At 26.5% G+C, this 22,119-nt stretch carries 18 protein-coding genes and 2 riboswitches; of the genes, 1 reads left to right on the forward strand and 17 read right to left on the reverse strand.

The genetic code is table 11. From position 1 onward, the window contains the following. The 15 genes from T514_RS25270 to T514_RS0121475 form a co-directional block, all read right to left on the reverse strand. On the reverse strand, positions 1-696 hold a 696-nt coding region (locus tag T514_RS25270; protein WP_034869909.1), incomplete at its 3' end, for a hypothetical protein. 166 nt (positions 697-862) lie between these two features. Next, complete coding sequence (locus tag T514_RS0121410; RefSeq protein ID WP_027626583.1) at positions 863-2,452, reverse strand: prenyltransferase/squalene oxidase repeat-containing protein; 1,590 nt, start codon at positions 2,450-2,452, stop codon at positions 863-865. 20 nt (positions 2,453-2,472) lie between these two features. Further along, positions 2,473-4,995: a VWA domain-containing protein gene (locus tag T514_RS0121415; RefSeq protein WP_027626584.1), complete on the reverse strand. Its 2,523-nt coding sequence runs from the start codon at positions 4,993-4,995 to the stop codon at positions 2,473-2,475. Next, positions 4,985-6,508, reverse strand: a complete 1,524-nt coding sequence (locus T514_RS0121420; RefSeq protein ID WP_027626585.1) for a vWA domain-containing protein — start codon at positions 6,506-6,508, stop codon at positions 4,985-4,987. The genes T514_RS0121415 and T514_RS0121420 overlap by 11 nt, the downstream gene beginning before the upstream one ends. Before the next feature lies 1 nt (position 6,509). Continuing rightward, positions 6,510-7,349, reverse strand: coding sequence for a DUF58 domain-containing protein (locus T514_RS0121425; protein ID WP_027626586.1), 840 nt, complete (start codon positions 7,347-7,349; stop codon positions 6,510-6,512). Beyond that, positions 7,350-8,324: an AAA family ATPase gene (locus T514_RS0121430; RefSeq protein ID WP_084284823.1), complete on the reverse strand. Its 975-nt coding sequence runs from the start codon at positions 8,322-8,324 to the stop codon at positions 7,350-7,352. A gap of 12 nt (positions 8,325-8,336) precedes the next feature. After that, positions 8,337-9,863 carry a hypothetical protein gene (locus T514_RS0121435; protein ID WP_027626588.1) on the reverse strand — a complete coding sequence of 509 codons (1,527 nt, stop codon included), beginning with the start codon at positions 9,861-9,863 and terminating at the stop codon, positions 8,337-8,339. Positions 9,864-9,959: 96 nt separating this feature from the next. Next, positions 9,960-10,706, reverse strand: coding sequence for a hypothetical protein (locus tag T514_RS0121440; RefSeq protein WP_027626589.1), 747 nt, complete (start codon positions 10,704-10,706; stop codon positions 9,960-9,962). Between the two features lie 12 nt (positions 10,707-10,718). After that, a complete protein-coding gene (locus T514_RS0121445) occupies positions 10,719-12,752 on the reverse strand; it encodes a hypothetical protein (RefSeq protein ID WP_027626590.1) in 2,034 nt (677 codons plus the stop codon). Between the two features lie 72 nt (positions 12,753-12,824). Continuing rightward, the gene (locus tag T514_RS25940; protein ID WP_027626591.1) at positions 12,825-13,967 is read right to left on the reverse strand and encodes a DUF4430 domain-containing protein; all 1,143 of its coding nucleotides are present in this window, start codon (positions 13,965-13,967) and stop codon (positions 12,825-12,827) included. A gap of 140 nt (positions 13,968-14,107) precedes the next feature. Then, positions 14,108-14,296: riboswitch (cobalamin riboswitch) on the reverse strand. A gap of 186 nt (positions 14,297-14,482) precedes the next feature. Further along, positions 14,483-14,662: riboswitch (cobalamin riboswitch) on the forward strand. A 415-nt stretch (positions 14,663-15,077) separates the two neighbouring features. Next, a complete protein-coding gene (locus tag T514_RS0121455) occupies positions 15,078-15,332 on the reverse strand; it encodes a hypothetical protein (protein WP_027626592.1) in 255 nt (84 codons plus the stop codon). A gap of 48 nt (positions 15,333-15,380) precedes the next feature. Then, positions 15,381-16,301 carry a SufB/SufD family protein gene (locus tag T514_RS0121460; protein WP_027626593.1) on the reverse strand — a complete coding sequence of 307 codons (921 nt, stop codon included), beginning with the start codon at positions 16,299-16,301 and terminating at the stop codon, positions 15,381-15,383. Positions 16,302-16,303: 2 nt separating this feature from the next. After that, on the reverse strand, positions 16,304-17,038 hold the full coding sequence (locus tag T514_RS0121465) for an ABC transporter ATP-binding protein (RefSeq protein WP_027626594.1): 735 nt from the start codon (positions 17,036-17,038) through the stop codon (positions 16,304-16,306). A gap of 115 nt (positions 17,039-17,153) precedes the next feature. Further along, positions 17,154-18,125, reverse strand: a complete 972-nt coding sequence (locus tag T514_RS25945; protein ID WP_051542242.1) for a polysaccharide deacetylase family protein — start codon at positions 18,123-18,125, stop codon at positions 17,154-17,156. A 106-nt stretch (positions 18,126-18,231) separates the two neighbouring features. Then, positions 18,232-19,089 (reverse strand): AraC family transcriptional regulator, encoded by an 858-nt coding sequence (locus T514_RS0121475; RefSeq protein WP_027626596.1) that lies wholly within the window; start codon positions 19,087-19,089, stop codon positions 18,232-18,234. 168 nt (positions 19,090-19,257) lie between these two features. Between T514_RS0121475 and asd the strand changes: the two genes are divergently transcribed. Then, positions 19,258-20,334: an aspartate-semialdehyde dehydrogenase gene (gene asd / locus T514_RS0121480; RefSeq protein WP_027626597.1), complete on the forward strand. Its 1,077-nt coding sequence runs from the start codon at positions 19,258-19,260 to the stop codon at positions 20,332-20,334. A 103-nt stretch (positions 20,335-20,437) separates the two neighbouring features. Here asd and T514_RS25285 read toward each other — a convergent pair whose 3' ends face one another. Both T514_RS25285 and T514_RS27090 read right to left on the reverse strand, forming a co-directional pair. Continuing rightward, the gene (locus T514_RS25285) at positions 20,438-21,499 is read right to left on the reverse strand and encodes a cell wall-binding repeat-containing protein (RefSeq protein WP_051542244.1); all 1,062 of its coding nucleotides are present in this window, start codon (positions 21,497-21,499) and stop codon (positions 20,438-20,440) included. A gap of 33 nt (positions 21,500-21,532) precedes the next feature. Continuing rightward, positions 21,533-22,119, reverse strand: a 587-nt coding sequence (locus T514_RS27090; RefSeq protein WP_027626598.1) for a hypothetical protein, incomplete at its 5' end; no start/stop codon positions are given.

The raw sequence follows: 22,119 nt of genomic DNA on the forward strand, positions 1-22,119 counted from the left end.
TACTTTAATTGAATCTGTTTGTGGTACTGCTGTTGCTGTTGTCCCCGGAATTGTTTCTGAATTTCCCTGGACTTTAAACTCTACCTCATCACTTAAATTAGGCTTGTCCTTTAATGCTGCTTTTATTACAATGGTTCCTGATCCTAATACTATAAATTTATTAGAAATCTTTTCATCCATTCTTCCTAACTTTTCATCATTCATTGTAAAAGTTAAATTTTCCACAGGTACTGCTTGATTATTTTCATCCTTTACCTGAAGTTCAATTTGGTCTCCAACCTTTACTTTTGTAAAATCATTTACTATTTTTATAGAAATTGTTCCTATACTATCACTTTGTATTTTGTTTACTATATCTTGAATATCTAATTTTCCATCAATTACATCTTTCTTTTCTTCATTTACTGATGGCTTTTCAATATCCTTTTTAACATTTTCAGAGGAATTTTTCTTTTTATCCTCCTTAATGACCTCTTTTTTCTCTTCAGTAGCTTTATTTTCAACTTTTAAAGCTTTATCATCTTGTTTTGAGTTTTCAGTAGCTTTACTATCATTTTTTACTACTGAACTGTCTTCTTTAACAGCTTCTGCAAATACTGTTTTCATTCCTACAATTCCACTATCTACACTAGTGAAAACCATAACAAATGTCATTAGCATGCTAATCATACTCTTATACTGCTTTTTGTTAAACATACACTAACCTCCTATTAATTTTTAAAAACCACTATTTTAATTATTAAAGCAGTTTAGTTATCTCCTCCTCTTCTTCATATACTTTAATTTTGATATAATTAAACCGTATATATTTATATAATCAGCATTAATTAAGGGATAAATTTAATATATTTATCTTGCTAGTTTACTTCATTAAATTTTTAAATTTGCTAAAACTTACAGCACACTGTGCTCTATTAATAGTTTCATTGGCGTTGAAGCTATCAAAAGTAAGCTTTTCAGCTTTTAAATTTTTATTTTTAAGTTTACTTCCATTAATTAATGCTGATATAAACTCTTGTCCAGTGATTTCTTTATCATTATCACCTTTTTTATCTAAAGTAGAAATATCTTTAAATATTCCTTTTCCCATGCAAAGTTCTATATAATTGTTATCATTATCTATTTCTAGTACGTCTGATTTCTTATTTTTTTCTACAAACTTCAGTTCATCTCCACTATATTTTTCATAAAAATCTGTTTGAAGCTTTAAAGCATTAACTAAATATCTTGCAAGTTCACCTTTTGTAACCTTTTTATTAGGTTTAAATGTTCCATCTTTATAAGTATCCATAATGTAGTCATATACAACTTCTATAGATTCTTTGTAGCCATAGTCTCCTGCTTTAAAATCACTATATAATATCTTTTCTGCTTCTGGCCTATTAGCTTTGAAAAGTTTATCATAAGTTGTTTCTTCATTATAAACGTCTGCCATACCATATAAACATTCATAAGTAGTTAAGCTATTATCATATACAGGAAGCATGTCCTTTTCATCTAACACATGAGTAAATGCTCCATTAGGCAACTGATGTTTTAATAAGAAAGTTACAGGATTACATCCTTTTTTCTTTTCCCATTGTTTACTCATAGGATTTTCTCCATACATTAATATTGCCTGCATTGCCCAAACATCACTTTCAGGATTCTGTGTTCCCCATGATTCAAATCCTCCATTATCTAACTGATGTTTTCTTAAAAAGTCTAATGCCCTTTTTACTGGTGGATAATCTTTATCAGCTCCTAATATGCTGAAAGCCATAAGAACCGCTGCTGTCATATCTACATCTGATGCTGTCTTCAAGTAATCTTCTTTATCTTTAAAGTCCTTTACATCCCAAGTAAATCCTCCATCATGGTGCTGATTTTTTTCAAGCCACCTTATAGCTTTATCTCTATTAGGAATAGGTTCACCTGCACAATGAAGAGCCATAGCACCAAAGCATTGAGCATTTATAAGGTCATCTCCTACTGGTTTTTTTGTTCTTTTATCCTCTACAGAATCTGCAAAATGACCATTTTCAAGCATTGTTTCTTTTACAGCTCTAACTAGATTAACTCCTCCAAAATTACGAGGATCTTTTCTTGCTGCTGTTATGCCTATTATAGTTCTTTGATAATCTGTGTTTTTAGTTTTTGAAAGTCCATCTCCATTTTTTACTTGCTGTTCTCTCCAATAGGCTGCATTTTTTCCATTTACAGTCCATACTGGACCACTTATATCCTCTCCAAAACCATAAAGTCCCAAAGCAGGCCAATCAAGTATACCTGCAAATTCTTGTGGTTTATAAGTATCATAATAATACTGTATAGTCTTTTGCGAGGCCTGATAAACCTGCTTCTTGAGAGTTTTTCTTCTGTAAATATCACTATTTAGATACCCAAAACTTGCCAAAGTTATAATAACAATAAGTATTGGTATTATAATCTTTAAATTCTTTTTAAATTTCATTATTATTTTTCCTCCTCTCATTAATTAATCCTTAATAATATATCTATTAAAAATAATAAGAATACTATTGGTAATAATACAAAATCTAAACTTATATAGGATATATTTTTATTATCTATGCTCTGATTAAATATATTTTCATCTCCATTTAAATACTTACCATTAAACTCCATAAGTACTTCATCTAGTCCATTATATTTTTCATTTTTGATGCTATATTCAGGAGAATAATCTAAATGTATATTTTTCATAGTTTTATCTATAATTTTATCTCCCTGCTTTAAAGTAACTAAAAAACTATATTTACCAGTTTCATTTAATAAAAATTCCCCTCTATATTGTCCTTCACCTATATTATTTACATTTACATTTTCTTCTACATTATCTGGACATGCAACTACGGCTTCTATGGCTCCATCTTTAATATTTTTATTGCTCTTTACTAAAATTTCTACATTTCCACCATTTCTCTTAAGTTGTAGGTTTATTTCTTTTCCATCTTTATCTTTTAACAAATAATTTATTGAAGAAGACCAATATTTAGTGAATCCATTCCAAGAAATCCACTCATCACTCCATTTTCCATTAATATCCGATGTCCATGCTGCTACCTTTCCAAGTCCATAATTCCAGTGAGCAAATATAGGATCTCCTTTGTCACTTTGTAAAACTAAATTGGCTTCCTTTTTTATTCCTGTACCCATATATCCGTTAAGCTTTGGTAACGCCATATGTTCTTTATTAAACACATTATCTAGTTGCTTTGGTGTAAAACTTTCATTATTTATATATTTTTTTTGTGAAATATATGTTTCCTTAGATAAAATTTGAGGTACACTTAAATAATCCTTTGAAACATATTTTCTTCCTCCAGAAGAATCCGCAATATGAGCTAATACTTCTTTATCACAATCATTTCCAACAGCTACTGTGGAAGCTGTAATCTTATTTTTTTTCATTTCATTTATATATTTATCAAAGCCACTTTTTTCCGCTTGTCCATCTGTTAAAAAAATCATATGCTTAACTTTTGTGGAAGCATTCTCTAAAGTTTTCATGCTTTCTATTAAACCTGGAATAATAAGAGTACCACCTTTTGATTTTAATTTTCCTACATCTTCTACTATTTTTTTCTTATCATTAACTTTTTGAAAAGGTACTACCCATTCTACAGTATCTGAAAATGCTACTACTCCCACATAATCTTCATTTTCTAAAGCATTTATTGCTTCTATAGCTGCTTGCTTTGCCAATTCTATTTTTTTAACTCCTGCACTTTCATCATTCATACTTCCTGAGCAATCTACTAAAAGAATTAAACCTGTATTGGCTTGTTTTCTATTGTTTTTCATTTTACAGGATACTGGAAGTATTTTTTCTAATGTAGTTTTTTCATATCCTCCTAAAGCAAAGGAATTTTCTCCTCCAATAACTAGTAACCCTACTCCAAATTTTTCTACTGCTTTTTCTAAAGTTTCATCAAATTTTTGTGGTAAACTTTTATAATCTGTGTTTATCAAGATTATTTCGCTAAAATCACATAAAAAATTTATGTCATTAGGTACTTCCTTTGAAATATAGTTAGTTCTTTTTATATTTAAATTATCCATAACTCTATTCATATTTTCTGCATCTTTAACATTTTCACTTATTAAAAGTACCTTATGATCTTTTCTAATATTTTTATAAACAGTAAAAACATTATTAAATAAATTTCTATCCTTCGAAAAACTTATTTCACTCTTTAATACAATTTCATTTTCATTTATTATAGGAATAGTAAACTGAAATTCATTATTTCCTTCTTTTACACTAACTTTTTTTGTTAACACCTTTTTATTATTAAGATATAAATATATATCTCCCTTATCTTCATAGGTACTATCTATTTTTATTTTTACAGGTATATTCCCATTTTCATAAATATTTTCAGGAATAATAATGTCTGTTATTTGTACATCATTTTCTACTTCATTTTTAACTTCTTTTAATACTAAATTTATATTTTCTTTTTTGATTTTTTCTTTAATATTATGTATATCACCGCAATTTTCTTTTTTATCAGTGATAATTACTAATCTTCTATTATTATTTTTAGGAAAATATGAAATTGCAAAATCCATAGCTTTTTCTAAATTAGTAAAGTTCTTATTTATTTTGGAGGATAACTGTATATTTTTATTTTCATAGGTTAAGGGATACTCTATAGCTGGTTCTTTTCCAAATCCTATTACAGCTATTTTGTCCTTTTTATTCTTTTTACTAATCTGATAATTTAAATAGTTTTCTATGTCTTTTTTATACTTTTCCGTACTTAAAGATTCATCTACTATAAATATGGTTGATGTATCCACATTTTTTAATCTTACATTAAAGTTACTTATGGACAAAAATAGTAATATTATTATTAATGTTCTCACTATAATCCAAAACATTAATTTTTTATTATCCCAGGAATTTCTCACCTTATAAGCTTCATATATAAAATAAATAATTATTAAAGAAAATATAATTATCATTTTTATATCAAAATTAATACTCATTTTTAAACACCTGCCATTCTACTATCAATATAATGAGTATTATTATTACAAAGACATTTTTCAAATTTAAATTCATTAAATTATTAGAAAATGTTTTTGCAGTATTTAAATCCTGTTGATTGTTTATTACATAGTCTTTATACTCATAATTTTTCTTATCTTTAAATAATAAATTATCTAAAACATTATCCACTAATACAGGAAATGCAGGTGTTAATACCATGTCACATTTAGTCCAATCTAGTGATGAGTACAATTTATTATTTTTATCACTACACATAACCAGTTTATTGTTTATTTTCATTATTTCTCTTAACTTCTCATCTTTATTTACTATTTCATTTCCTTGTCCATAACTTTTAATTTCATTTATTCCCCCAACCATTCTACTGTCCTTAATGCTTATTTCTCCTTTAACCACATTCTTACCTAGCATATTTTTAGGAGATTCTACCCACCATACATTACATTTTTCTGGAACATCATTTATATCCTTTTTACATATTATGTACAGATCAAATTTATCTTTATTAAAATCTAAGTTTTCTTTCTTTGAAAATTCCACATAAGGCAATATACTTATAGCTCTTTCTATAAAATAATTTTCTCCTAGCATTACCACCTTTTTCTTGCTAGATTCATCAATAGAAATTGAATAATAATTATTTTCATAAATCATGTCTTTATTATCTATGTAGAAATTCAATGCCTTTATGTTTTTTAACACATAATGAAAAGATACCTTTTTTTCTTCTCCTACATTTAAAGTACAGTTGTTAGCACCTAAGATATTTCCTTTATCATCTTTTAAAGTTAAATTTACTTCTTTCTTTTGTTCTCCATAATTTTTCACAATACAATAACACTTATGTGAATCTTTATAATAATTTCCGTATATTATACCTATATCATTTAATTTACTTCCTATTTTTATTATTTTATTTCCAGTAAATACTTCTTTATTTGTAAATATTACAACATTTTTCTTGAAAGAATTTATTATTTTACTTCCTTTTTCCACATCTAAAGGCTCCTTTACAGGCTTTACTTTAGATAATTCCTTTATTATTTCATTTTTATTTACATTTTCTTTTATAACTTCTGAATAATCCTTCATAAGAATTAGGTTATACCTATAATTTTTAGGTAAACTATCTGTAAACTTTTTTACCTCTTCTTTAAGTACATCCATATGTGTTTTGCCATTTTCCATGGCATTCATAGACATAGAACAATCAATGGCTAATGTATATAAATTATTCTTATTTTTTAATATTAGATTAGGCTCAGCAAAAGCTAAAATAATAAATACACCTATTAAAAGATGTAAAAATAATAGTATATATTTGTTTATCCTTTTCTTACTAACTTTATTAATTTCCCCAAAAACTTTATCCCATAATTTTATACTAGGCACTTGTACTTCTTTTAATTTACGATTTTTTAAATGAATCAAAACTATAATGGCTAATGCTAGTAGTCCTAGTAATCTAAGAGGTTTTAAAAACGTCATATTATTCCACCTCTATTGCCTTTAATATAATCTGAACAGGAGAATTATATTTAGGAGCAAATATATAATTTATGTTTCTTTTTTCACATTCTTCTTTACAATTTAAAGTGAACTCTTTAACTTTTTGCTTATATAATTCTATGTCTTTCTTTCCTACGTTAGCTATCTTGATTTCTCCTGTTTCACTATCAATAAATTTAATTTTCCCATTGTATTTAGGATTCATTTCTTCTTCACACATTATATGTATCAAAACTACTTTTTCATATTTTCCTACACTTTTTTGTAAGAATTCATTAATATCATTGCTTAATAAATCTGTTATTATAAAAATTATTCCTTTTGAACTACTAATTGAAGAAATTACTTCTTTTAAATTTGTTTTCCCTGAAGGATTTATTTTTTCTATTTTATTTAATACCTCATAAAATAATTTTTTACTATTTAGATTATTTAAATTTAATTCAATTGAGTCATTAAAGGAATATACATTTAATTTATTTAATTCTTTTAATGCTATATAACTAATTCCTAAAGCACACATTTTAGCCATAGTCCATTTATCAGGTTGTCCAAAACCCATAGACTTACTATTATCTACCAGTACAGTAACACTAATTTGTTTTTGCTCTGTAAATAATTTTGTATATATTTTTTCTGTTCTACTAAATGCTTTCCAATCAATATTTCTTATATTATCTCCTTTGTAATATGGTCTTACCCCATAAAAGTCGTAGGAGCTTCCAAGTCTATAGCTTTTATAATTACCTGTTAAACTTCCTGATATTCTTCTTCTTATGTTAATGGAAGCCTGTTCAAGCTCTGCTAAAAACTTATCCATTTAATTCACCTTACTTAATATATCTTTAACTATGTCATCTTCGCTTACTTTATCTGATAAAGCATTGAAATTTAAAATAATTCTATGTCTTAAGCAAGGGTACGCCATTTCTTTTATATCTTCGAAAGCCACATTATACCTTCCTTCAATTAAAGATCTAACTTTAGCAGATAGTATAATTGATTGAATTGCTCTTAAGCTTGCTCCGCATTTTACATAATCTTTAACCATTTTTATATCGGTTTTTTCACTATATGTACTTGTTACTATATTTATAGCTAATTTTTTTACTGATTCACCTATTAATACTTTTCTAGACATTTCTCTCATTTTCATTATTTTATTTCCGTCTAAAATTTTATTAGTATTATTATTTAATTTATAATCTCCTGTAGTCAAATCTACTATAGAAGATATAGCATCAAACTCTGGTAATTTTATATTTACTTTTAGCATAAATCTATCTAATTGTGCTTCTGGAAGGGGATATGTTCCCTCTGTTTCCAATGGATTTTGTGTAGCAAGTACAAAAAAGGGTTCTTGTAAATCATAGGTAGTGCTACCTACAGTCACCCTTCTTTCTTCCATAGCCTCAAGTAATGCACTTTGAGTTTTAGGAGTAGCTCTATTTATTTCATCTGCAAGTACTATGGAACTGAATATAGGACCTTTTTTGAATACAAAATCTATATTTCCATCTTTTTTAGTTACTATTTCAGTACCTATAATATCTGATGGCATAAGATCTGGAGTAAACTGTATTCTAGAAAATTCCAAATCTAAAACTTTACCTATAGTTTTTACTAATTGGGTTTTCCCAAGACCAGGCATACCTTCTAAAAGCACATTCCCTCCTGCAATTATTCCAATTAGTACATTTCTTATAACCTCATCTTGTCCTATAATTGCTTTTTTTATCTCATTTTCTACTTCTTCATAATTTTGACTAAAATTTTTTATATAAAGTTCTTCCACAATCAATTCCTCCTACTTTTTTAATGCTTTAAAATAATCTATAACTATCTCTTCCTTGTCTAATGGAATGTTGTACTTTAATATATAATCCATTCCTTCCTTTTTATAATCTAGCCATCTATTTTCCATAGTTTGTGTACTACCATTTTCCCCAATAACTTCTTCAACACTTTTGTCAAATACTTTTCCACTATCATTAACTTTTGAATTTACATTGGAAACACTATTGCTTTTTTTTACAGTAGTAGCTTCCTTATATTTACCTATGGTTCCTTTGTTACCCTTTTCTCTTACTTCTTTATTATCACCAACTTTACTAGAACCTACAGAATTATTATCTTCTCTTCTGCTATTTCCATTACCACTAATTGTATTTTGTGTGCTTTTTATATTTGAGTTTTCTCCATATTTATAGTTATTTTCTTTTCCACCTAATGAGAAATTCTCTGATTTTTTATTTCCCTCTCTATTTTCAAATCCTTTTTGTTCACCCTTAGATAATAATTTATCTTTTGTTTCTCCAAGTTTTGAACTTAATTCAAAACTATCATTTTGTTTCTTTAAAGACTTCACTAAATCTTTTGTAGTAGTTTCTTTTTTCATTAGTTCATTTTGTACACTTTCCTTAATATCATTATTATTAAGGAAGTCTTTATTTTCATTTAAATTCTTAATCATTTTTTCCTTATCACTTTGTGAAATTTTCATATTATTATTAAAAAGTTTGTCATCTATATTTCCGCTTTGCAGTGCAGTAACAAGTTCACTATTTTGAAGAGATGTTCCTTTAAAAATAGATGCACCTAACTTTAAATTTTTTTCATTCTTCATTCCAGTTATATTGTTTAACTTTTCTTGTGCTTTTGCTACTTCCATTAAAGCTTTATCATAGTTATAGGTATTTTTTAATTCCTTTTTTAATTTTTTAAATACCTGTAAAATTTCTTCTTTTTCCTTTTCATCTTTTAACCCTTTTGTGATATCTTTTTTAACCTTATCTATTTGAACAATTTCTTTTTTTATACTTTTGTTTATCTCCTCCATTTCTAAAGCATTTTCTCTAGAAAAAGAAGGTATAAAATAACTTCCAAAACTTATACTAATTATCATAATTGAACATATTATTTTTTTATAATGTAAATTTATTTTATATTTTTTTATTAAATCAAAATTCTGTAACTCATCCTCTAAATCTTCCTTAAAGATTTGGAAGACACCATCCATGTCTTTGTCTTCCTTCAATTCCACATAGGTTATAAGCCTTTGCTTAAGTCCTAAATTATCTCCAGCTTTCGCTACTTTTTCTATGGATGGATTTTGTAATATTGATTTAATTATCATAAATATGAGCAAAATTATAAATATATAGAATATCTTTTGTTTTATATAAACTATAGACTTAAAATGACTTAACACAACAATAGAAAAACCTAAAATACTTCCTATTAATATTCCATTTATTAAGTTTTCAAGTAATATTTCAATCCATAGTTTTTTTCTTAACTTTTTTAAAACATCCTCAACAGTTTTCCACTTCAACACTCCGTCCTCCTAATTCTTTTTCTAAGCCTCATCTGAAGTAAGTACTCTTTTTAAACAAATTCCATCTGAAACTAAGAATCACTTAATCTATAATTAAACTTCAGTTTGGACAGAACCATCCTGTGACATGGATTTTACCTTATACAGTTTATGTATTATTAAAACATTAACTAAACTGCATATACTCCAAAATACCAATGTGCATATTACAGGTTTTATTCCCATTTGAGTATAATCTGTTATTTCCTTGTTTATATATCCCGCTGCTGTTAATATAGGATTTAGAAAAAATACTTTCGGAATATCTTTATCATATACAGTTGTTATAACTATTTGAGAATATCTATAATATATATAAAGAAAAACTAAGCTTAATATATTTGTAAAAAATTGAACAAAATGAGTTATAAAAGCTGAATAATTTTTAAATAATTTATTTAAGCTTAGCAATCTATTAAAACTTACTATAGCAAATCCATATGCAACTTCTATCCCAATAGGAACCCAAAAATTCAAACTCTTTACATTACCAGATATAAATATGATTAATATAAAAGGTATTATAGAAAAAGCTAATATTAAAACCTTAATTAAATCTTTTATTAAACCTTCTATATTTAAAAATTTATCCTTTGTAAAATGAATTAAACTTAAAGAAAACATAACAAATTGAAATATTATAAAATACATATATACTTTTTTATAAACATCAAAATTATATTGTTCACATTTAAAAACTACAATAAATAAATAAGCTAAAAGTACCATAATTATAGTTATGATATAACTAAATATTATAAATCCATCATCTATACAAATGTTTCTATAATCCCTTTTCATATAAACACCACCTTAGTTTAGAGTTCCATGTAATGATAACCCTGGAATTATAAGTCTTCCGTTACCTTTTATTCTTAAAGCTAATAATTTATTATCATTTATGTTTTGTAAATCAACTATAGCTAATGTATTTAACTTTTCCCATTTGTTTAAACTATAATTAAACATCTCAATAGAAAAGTTTCCATCTTTAAATGTATTATTTAAAATAATCTTATTAGCATTTATATTTTTAGGAATTAAATAATAAATTTTTATATATTCATCCTTTTTAAAAGTGTACTCTTTTATATTTCCTTCTTTATCATCAGATTCTTTTTGCACTATAGCTTGTACTAATCCCTCTGGTAACTCTATTTCTTTTTTATTAAATTGGATGTTAACTGGTAAAACCTCCATATTCATTCCATTTAACTTTCTATTTTTCCCATTAACATTTAAATTTGTTTTTCCTTTATAGAAACCTATCAATTTACAATTTAACTCTTCAACATTATTTAAATTAAAATAATATTTTAAAAACTCTTTTTCATATTTATCCTCTACAACCTTCTCTATATTACTTAAATATTCATAATCCCCATTGCCTTTTAAATTATGATCTAATGTATAGTCTAATTTAATGCTTTCTTTACTATCTAAATCACCTATTTTAACAAGGGTATCTCCAACTATTAAAAAACAATCCTTTAATTTATATGGAAATCCATTTAAAATTTTTCCTTTTATACGTCCATTATCTAAAACTAGTTTATTTTCTATTTTCTTTTCCATGTTATTCATAGAAACATTATATAAATAATTAGTTTCCACTGTTGGGTTATATATTATTTTTTTATTAATAGGATCTAAACTATACTTACCTGTTCCTTGTTGACACATAGCTATGGAATCTTTAATCTGTATATTTAAATCTTTTTTATATGGATATACATTAAATAGAGATTTAGTAGTTGTTTTATTTCCCGAATATGTATTTAAAGTTGCAACTGTTATTTTTTCCTTTGATATGTCCTCAATAGAATAAACACCAAAAACCATTAAAGAAAAAACTAAAATTGTAGCTCCCCATAAATAGGCTTTGCTTCTTTTGATAAATATTAATATAAGAAAAACAATTATATAAATAAACATTACTGATATTAAAAAATAAATTATATTAATATTTATCTTCAACATATTATTAGCACAGTTTTTAAGCTTCTCACTTTTTATTCCTTCATCTTTAAAATTACTATTTTGAGTTAAATTATATAAAAAATTATTATTTATATTTTTTACTATTACATTATTTAACTGATTTAAATTATTTTTATCTGTTAAATCAAATTTTATAGGAATAATAGAACCTTTTCCTACAGTAACTACATCTTTTACATTTTCAAATGCTCCTGTTAAATTTTTATAACCATATTTGCCTTGTCCAACAAATATTATCCCTCCATTATTTAACCAACTATCTAAATTTTGTTGCTGGTCATTAGTTAAACCCTGAGAATTAAAATCATCTATAACTATTAAGTTTAAATTATCAATGTATTCTAAATTTAAATTTTTATTTTTTAAATCTATAATTTCTGCATTTTTAATATCCATTGGAGTTATATTTATATTTTTAAACCAGTTATAGTTGTTTAAATTATCACTAAAAATTCCTACAAATAAAGTCTTATTATCACAAATCTGTACAGGATATCCTTTTTCTTTTAAAATTTTATCTTTTTCTGTTACAGTAGCCTTTATATTTTTTACTGCTTTCTTTATTGGAACCGAAAATGTATACGATTTTACATTATTGGCTGAAATATTTATATCATGTTCATACTTCTCATCCTCAATGTATAAATTTACTTTACCATTTATATCTTTTCCTAAAGATTCAACTGTTACTTCTACTGGATTTATACCTCCTATCTTAACTTTCCCATTTAAATATGGTTTTACTTCTAAATTTATATCTTCTGCGTATGTTTTATCACTCATAGCAAATATGCATGCAAATGTAAATAAAAAGCATAGGCATATTTTTTTTAGATTAATTTTCATATGTTCACATCCCTACATAACTCTTTATCTTAGAAATAACTCAATCTATTCCAATGGTGAAATTATATAACATTATTGAATAAATGGTACATTAATAATGTCATCATTTGATACAACTGCACCAAAGTAATTTTTTATTTTTTCTGGTTTTTCTAATAACACATTTAATGCTTTTCTTACATTATTAGAATCAGTACCTGTTACAAGCCAAACTGGTACTGTACATCCCATTCCTGCAGAAGTTGCATAAACTGCACCAGCTTTATCATAGCTTTTAATTACCTTACCTGTATTATCTAATGCATTTAACTTTCCATCTTTAAACTCTACATATATTCCTTCAAGTTTGTTTCTCCAGTTCATTTCTTTAAGTCTTTTGTTATCTTTTAATAAATCATCCCATTTTCCTAGCAATATATGATATTTTTCAGGTTTTTCTGTACTACTAGCATTATATGGAACTACATCTATAGACTTTACTCCTTTTTCCATTAGGCTCTTCTTCAACTTTTCAGCATCATCTTTAAACTCGTCAGTGTACATTACTACTGTTCCAGGATTTTTACCCCAAAATCCATGTTTAAATGGTTCAGGATAAGAACCTATTATAGCTGGTATAAACATTGTTGTATTCCATTCATGATAGTCCCACCATATTACATCTCCATTTGATGGTCTATACTCTGCAACTCCAACTGGTGCCAATATTCCGTTTACCCAATAAAACCAATCTTCTTTTTGTCTATCTGCTCCACTAAAAAATGTGTATTTTGATTCAAGTCCATTTATAGAATTTACAAATCCTCCGCCATAAGCAGTCTGTATATTCAAATTTCTAAAAAGAACTTCCATACCAACTTCATCTTTTACCAAACCTACATTTTTTGAAAACATTTTATTATGTCCAAAATCTTTGGTTACAATTAAATCCACATGATAAGGACTTCCTATATCTCCACTAGCTTTTAAATCTTGTGAATTTTGCTTAGCTGGTCTTCCTTCTTGATATTTTATTTCTCCTTGTACTGGTCCTTTATACCCCTTATATACACTCATATCATTTTTTTGTTTATCATTTTTATCTTGTTTTTTTTGTTCTACAGTTTTAGTATCCACTTTATTAGTTACTACTCTTGTTTCATTTTTCTTTCCACATCCTATTGAAAAAATCATTAAAACTAGCAACATAATTAATAGTGATTTCTTTTTAAACATTAATAACACCTCATTTTAAAATAATAAAAACCTTAGTTTCCAATGAAAACTAAGGTTTTTTATCATATACAAAATTAAAAAATTTATATTTAATATAAACTTTCATAAAACCGTAGATACTTAACTTTCCTTGGAAGCTGTATCATTATAATAATGAAGCAGGTCTCCTGACTTATGGATCATAGCTTTACTTCCGCCTTCTCAAGAATATTCTCAATGGCATATTGGAAGCAGCTCACCAATTACAGTGGCCGGACCGTTGAGGATTTACACCTCATTCCCTTTTACTTTTGCAAAACTTTACAAAAACTTCACTACATATATTATTCAATTTTTACATATTTATTATATAAATATAAAATATTTATATTTATACATCATTTACTATAGTACACTTTATTAATAAATATTTCAACATTTATTAATATTTTTACCTAAAAAAACAACAAAATATTTATTTTAATATTTTGTTGACATTTTTAGTATTCAATGTTACAATCTTCATGTACTAAAAATTAAATATTCCGAATTTAGGTGCCTATGTTTCATAGGTGAAAAGGGAATGTGGTTAAATTCCACAGCAGCCCCCGCTACTGTAATTGATGACAAGCCTTAATAAATCCACTCTGAAAAGGGGAAGGGTAAGGTTAGAACGATTCATAAGTCAGGAGACCTGCCTAAATTTTATGTAATAATTAATCTTTCGGGTGGGAAAGTTATATTATAAAATTTTTGTATTGCAAAAATGTTTTATTTTGTAATAAATTTATTTTGTAAAATAAAAGCAACCATACCAAAAAAGGTTAGGTTGCTTTTTTATTTATGTTAATTAACTGTGCTCTTAAATTTTCTGTTTTATAAATTACCTATATGGTAAATGCTCCTAAACTCCTAGAAATAGTATCCTTACTCCTTAAGATAATTTAACAATTTATATAGAGCACAGTTTATTATAAAATTCTTATAAATAAAACTTAATAATTGCTATAAAGCTGTGTTCATTTAATTTTCATAATAAGATCCATTTAAAACTTTTGAAACCGCCTTTTAAAAAATTAAAAAAACCGCCTTTTTTAATTTTAAATGTTATTTAAAGAACACAGCTTTTTTTTATTTTTTGAGTACATAAGTATAATAAAGTATATTAAAAATTTGAAATATAGCTAATATAGCAGCAAATAAATTCAACTTATTATTATACATTTTATCTTTTATTATTATTATAACATATGGAATAACCAAAAGTATACTAATAATTGTTAATACTAGTCTACCAGTAGAACCTACTGGTAGACTTTTCGCAAATATCGTAAAAATGGTTATCAATATAAATATCATATTAACTAAGGATTGCTTATTCTTCATTTTAAGTTCCTTTCCATTAAGCTAAAATTAGCCCAATCTTTTAAATATTTACTTTAAGAAACCTTTTAAAATAGTATCCTCTGCTTCTTTTTCTGTAAGTCCTAAAGACATAAGTTTCATAAGCTGATCATTGGCTATTTTCCCTATGGCTGCTTCATGTATTAATTCTGCTTCATTATGCTCTGCTGAAATAGATGGAATTGAATTCACTTTAGCATTTCCCATAATTATAGAGTCACATTGTACGTGTCCTCTACATTTATTTTTACCAGTTACATTAAAATAAAATACTTGTTTTGAATCAGCCTTTGCAACTGATCGAGAAATTACTTGTGCTGTTGCATCCTCACCATTCATCTCTATATTTATATGAGACTCTGCATCTTGATTATAATCTGTAAGCATTCTTTCTGTTATGACTAAGTTTGCTTCTTTTTCTAAATAAATAGATGTTTCTCTTTTTGTACTATCTACACCCTTTATTTGTATAAGTTCCATCTCTACTTTTCCACCTTCTTCTACATGGAGGATAGTTTTAGAGTTGAATACTTTTTTCCCTTGTCCTTCTCCTTCTGCATAATGCTTTTCTATATATTTTAATTTAGCACCCTTTCTTACAAAAAACTCATGTACTCCGTCATGCTGAGCTTTTGAATGCCCAGGATTATGTATTCCACATCCTGCAACTACATCTACTTCTGAACCTTCTCCTATTTCAAAAGTATTATACACCAAATCATTAATACCTTCTTGAGTTAAAATTACAGGTATATGTACGCTCTCACCTTTAGTATTAGGTTTTACTATTACATCAATTCCACTTTTATCAGTCTTATTCACTATATTAATATTAGGAGACACACTTCTATCAAGTTTTTCTCCATCTTTTCTTATATTGTGTGCTCCACCAAATATATCTTTCACATTATCTATAATATTTAATATCTTTTCTTCTACAGAATCTAGCATACTTATCTCCTCCTATCACAAACTGCATTACAACCACAAGCTGACTCTGAAACTATCTGAGATAAGATATGATCCTTATTTGTTCTTTCTTTTATCTTACCATCAGCTACAACTATTACTTCATCAGCAAGTTCAATTATTCTTTCTTGATGAGATATAATTACAAGAGTTACCTTACTCTCTTCATGAAGATTTTTAAAAGTTTCTACAAGCTTTTGGAAACTCCATAAATCTATTCCCGCTTCTGGCTCATCAAAAACTGCTAACTTTAATTTTCTTGCCAAAATAGTAGCAATTTCTATTCTCTTTAATTCTCCACCTGAAAGGCTATTGTTTATCTCTCTATCAATATAATCCTGAGGACATAGCCCTACTGCTAATAATAATTTACATAAATCTACTTCAGTATTATTATCAGCCTTAGCAGCTAATTCTAAAAGTTCCCTTACTTTTAAACCCTTAAATCTTGGTGGCTGCTGAAAAGCATATCCTATGCCTTTCTTTGCTCTTTCAGTTATATTCATATCTGTTATATCTTTGTTATCAAAAACAATTTTTCCTGAAGTAGGCTTTCTAATCCCCATTAGAAGCTTTGATAATGTAGTTTTTCCCCCTCCATTTGGACCAGTTATAACATAAATCTTATTTTCTCCCAGCTCTAAATTTATATCATCTAATATAGTAACTTCTTTTCCACTTTCTTCTACCTTTAGAGATACATTTTGAAATTCCAACATTATTCTATCCCTTCTTCCTCTCATTGTAAACATTTCAAAGTCAATTTTACCACATTTAAAGTATTAAAAAAAGTGCTATATTTTAAATATACAGCACTTTATATGCAGAATTTAACTAATTATTCTGGCTTATTATTCCAAACTCAAATCCCTGAGATTTTAAATACTCTATAATCTCTGGTAAGGCTTGTACAGTAGTTTCCTTTGTAGCAGAATCATGCATTAATATAACTACTTTATTATGTCCAGCAATCTCCTCTTTTACATTATTAATTAGTTCTTCCTTAGGAACATTTAATCTTCTTGCATCCCCATTTTCTACATTCCAATCAATATGCTTAAATCCAGAATTTAGTAATGCTGTTTCATAACTTTTATGATTAAAAGATCCTCCTGGGAACCTAACCAAATTAGTTTTGAAGTCTTGTCCTAATACTTCTTTAATAGCATTATCACACCTTTTTACATCCTGTACAAAAGCTTCTGGGGTATACGCTCCTGAATATCTTATTTTGTGGCTATAAGTATGATTTCCTATAGAGTGACCTAATTCTACTTCTTTTTTTAAAAATTCCGGATAATTTTTAGCAGAAGTACCTAATACAAAGAAAGTGGCTTTTATATCATATTTCTTTAATATATCTAATATATAAGGAGTATGAGGGCTTGGACCATCATCAAAAGTTAAAAAGGCTACTTTTCTTTTATCTTCCTTACTCCATATTTTATCAACAGACATTACAATACCTTTAGTAAAATTTTTATTATTTTTAGATTCATTCTTTATATCATTTTTATCATTTTTATCGTTTTTATTATTATTTAAATTCTCATTAACATTATTGTCCACTTTATTTTCTTGATTATTTTTACTTTCTTGTATATTTTCTTTTGATCCTGCATAGGTTGTACTAATATTATTTTTAACTAGTAACTTTCTTTTATTTATAACATTTTTTATCCCTATAAAAGAGATTAATAATACTACAGAAGTTAATAATACCATTCGTATAGTTCTTTTTTTCTTTCTTTTTTTTCTCTTTCTTTCTAATGCAGAATTTAATTCATAGTTTGTCATGTTTTTCATATAAGCTTCACCTGTTTCTTTATATTTTATATATCACTATATTCATTTTACTACAACTATATCCAAAAATGTTTACAAAAATACAACAAATTTATTACAATTTATATTATTTTTTTAAATAATTTTTAGGTGAAACTCCAAAATTTTTTTTAAAGCTTCTAACAAAACTAGAATAATCATTAAATCCACTTTCTGCAGCTGCTTCTGTAATACTTTTACCATTTTTTATTAATGAATTGGCCATTACTAATCTCTTCTGTAATATATAATTATGGACTGTATACCCTGTTTGTAGTTTAAATTTATGCATTAGATGATATTTACTTATATAAAATTTAGAAGAAAGTTTTTCTATAGATAAATCCTCAGAAAGATTTTCATTTATATAATCTAAAATTTTCCCTATACTTTCATCATATTCAATATCACTTAGTTCATTTACATTATTTCTTTCTAAGAATAATCTATTTAAATATACAAGAAATTGTAAAAATAATGAATTACTAAGTATTTTATTTCCAAACCTAAAATCATTCTTAGCTTCTTCAAGTTGATACAATATATTCTTCATATTTTTTAATGATTGTGAATCTAATCTTAGTAAATTAATTTTCTGACTAGATGCTAACTTAAAACAAGAAAATAAATTACAGTTAGAACTATTATGTTTTAATATGAAATCTGAATTCACCCATATTATTATACGTTCGTAGGTCTCTCCTTTATCTATTATTGGCTTGTGTACCTCATTACTATTTACAAGCAATATATCCCAAGGTTTTAATTTATATCCCTTTCCTTCTATTGAATAAATCACTTTTCCTGAAATAAAAATAATTATTTTATTAAAATCATGATAGTGAAATTCAAACTCTAACCCCTTTTTATCTTTTAAATGAAATATTTTAAAATCATTTTGCAAATATCCTCTCTTATTTTTTAAATTATCAATTTCATTTTTCATAACTACCCTCTCTTTAAACATATCACTTTAATACTATAGCACTTTTTGCAATATTTAAAGCATTTTAAGCAATAAATATTGTAAAAAATATACGTATAATATTAATATAGCATATTTTAATATTAAAAATTATATAGATATTATATTATTACTGGGAGGTATTTTATTATGAATAAAAAACTTAAAGTTGGTATACTTGGAGGCACAGGCTTTGTTGGACAAAGGCTTGTTACTTTATTAGAAAATCATCCCTATTTTGAAATTGTAGTTATTGGAGCTAGCAAAAATTCTGCTGGTAAAACTTATTATGAAGCTGTAAAGGATAGGTGGAAACTAGACCTTCCTATACCAGAGAACGTGAAAAATATAGTGATTAAAGATATATATGAAATTGAAGAAATAAGTTCTAAAGTAGATTTTGTATTCTGTGCAGTTAATATGCCTAAAGATGAAATAAGAAAAATTGAGGAACTTTATGCTAAAGCAGAAGTACCTGTTGTTTCAAATAACTCTGCCCATAGATGGACTCCTGATGTTCCTGTAGTTATTCCTGAAATTAATCATGAACACTTAAAGTTAATAGAAAATCAACGTAAGAGATTAGGAACTAAAAGAGGATTTATTGTAGCTAAACCAAATTGTTCAATTCAAAGCTATGTTCCTGCTATAAATGCACTTATGGAATTTAAACCTAAGAAAATATTAGTATGCACTTATCAAGCTATATCAGGAAGTGGAAAAATTTTTTCAGATTGGCCAGAAATAAATGATAATATTATTCCTTTTATTTCTGGAGAAGAGGAAAAAAGTGAAAATGAACCTTTAAAGGTTTGGGGACATATTGAAGATAGTAAAATTGTAAATGCAGTTGAACCTATAATTACCTCCCAGTGTATACGTGTTCCTGTATCTGATGGTCATCTAGCTGCTGTTTTCGTATCTTTTGAAGCTAAACCTTCAAAGGAAGCTATTTTAAAGCTATGGAAAGAATATAGCAGCAAACCTCAACTTTTAAATTTACCAAGTGCACCAAAACAATTCCTAACTTATTTTGAAGAAGCTGATAGACCACAAACCAAACTTGATAGAGATATTGAAAATGGTATGGGAATAACTGTTGGTCGTTTAAGAGAAGATAATTTATTTGACTATAAGTTTGTATGTCTTTCTCATAATACTCTACGTGGTGCAGCAGGTGGTTCTGTGCTTACTGCTGAACTATTAAAAGAAGAAGGCTACCTATAAAAAATTAAGAATGCTTTTCTTCCGTTAACACTACCGAAAAGCTTAATTTATAAATAAAAGATAAAGGGGTTTTTCAAGTAAAAAACCCCTTTATCTTTTATCTTTATTTAAATATTTTTTCTACTATTTCTTGCACTTTTTCACTTACTGATGCTTTTCCACCAAGTATTATAACATCATCTGTCTTATCCCTATCTATAAACCTTATTTGTTCATTTACAGCAGTATCATTTACAAGTAATAATGAACCATTTATCTGTGCTGCTAATGCACTACCTGATAGTGCATCTGGATAGTTCTGTCCTGACGCTAAAAGTACAGATTCATTATTTTTGAAATGTTGATTTACTTTTAGAGACGTATCATATCTATCCTTACCTGCTAATCTATTTATTTTAATTCCAGAATTAATCTTGTTTATTTCTCCTTCAATATTTTTACTTATTGCTCCTTCTCCTCCTATTATGAATATTTCTGAAGGTTTTACTCCATTAATTATATTTTTTATATAGTCAGGAAGAGTATCTTTTCCACTTAATAATATTGGATATCCGTTTATACTAGCTGGTGCACTAACACTTAATGCATCTGGGAAATTAAATCCATTAACTATTACAATAGGAGTTTTTTCTTTTATATTTAATTCTTTAAATACTTCATTACAAGTCTGTAATCTATCTTTTCCATATAATCTTTTTACTTTGTATCCTGAATTTTTAATTGTATTTTCAATATTACTATTTACCGAAGCTTCTCCTCCAAGTATATATACATTACCATCTTTGGATACATTACTATTTATATAATTTAATGCATTTTGACTATTTTGCATATCCTTTCCAACAAGCAATACAGGTGCATTTATTTTTTTAGCTAATACACTTCCACAAAGTGCATCTGCAAATCCAAATCCAGAAGATACAATTACATTTTTACACTTTTCTTCATCACTTCTTGAATTTAATTTCTTAGCTGTATTTACACAAGTTTCAAATCTATCTTTACCTGCTACCCTTTGAACTTTTGCTTCTCCTGTAACTACAAATATGTCTTCATTAATAGATGTTGACACTTCATCATTTGCTGCATTTACACTAATAGGAAAAATATTTATACATGTAAATAAAAATGTCATACCTAAAATAGATTTTATTCTATTTTTCATAATAATTATCACCCTTCTTTATAATTCTAATAACTACTTAATTTCCCCTACTACCATATTTCTTTCAGGAACAAACTTTGATTTAAGTAGTATAAACTTTTTCTCTTTACTGTCATAGAAGTTAATTTTTAAACTTTTTTTGCTTATATGTTTGAAATCTGAACTATTAAACTTAACTCCAATTTGTGTTCCTTTCATATCCAATTTTTCTTCTTTCTTATTGTCATCACCAATTTTATATAGTTCTACATTGTATACTGGTGAAACAATATTTCTTTCAGTGGATATACTATTAACTACTTTATTTTTAACATCTTCTTTTACATCATTTCTTCTAACTTCTATATTTTCATATAAGTTTACATCTTTAATTTTATTGTAAGATAATTTTATTTCTGAATCTTTAAACGATACTCTTACACCAAATTCTTTATTTTTTAAGCAATTAACTGTTGAACCACTTAGTCTAAATATTGTATTTTTACTTCCTTCATCATTTATTTTTATTGGTACAATCTTCACATCATCACTTAACTTTACATTTGTATATTTTTCTTTTATTGATTCAATAATTTTATCTGCTTCTCTTACTTTTGAAGCTATTATGTTTTCACTTACAG

The sequence above is a fragment of the Clostridium lundense DSM 17049 genome (assembly GCF_000619945.1).
Lineage (GTDB): Bacteria > Bacillota > Clostridia > Clostridiales > Clostridiaceae > Clostridium_AO > Clostridium_AO lundense.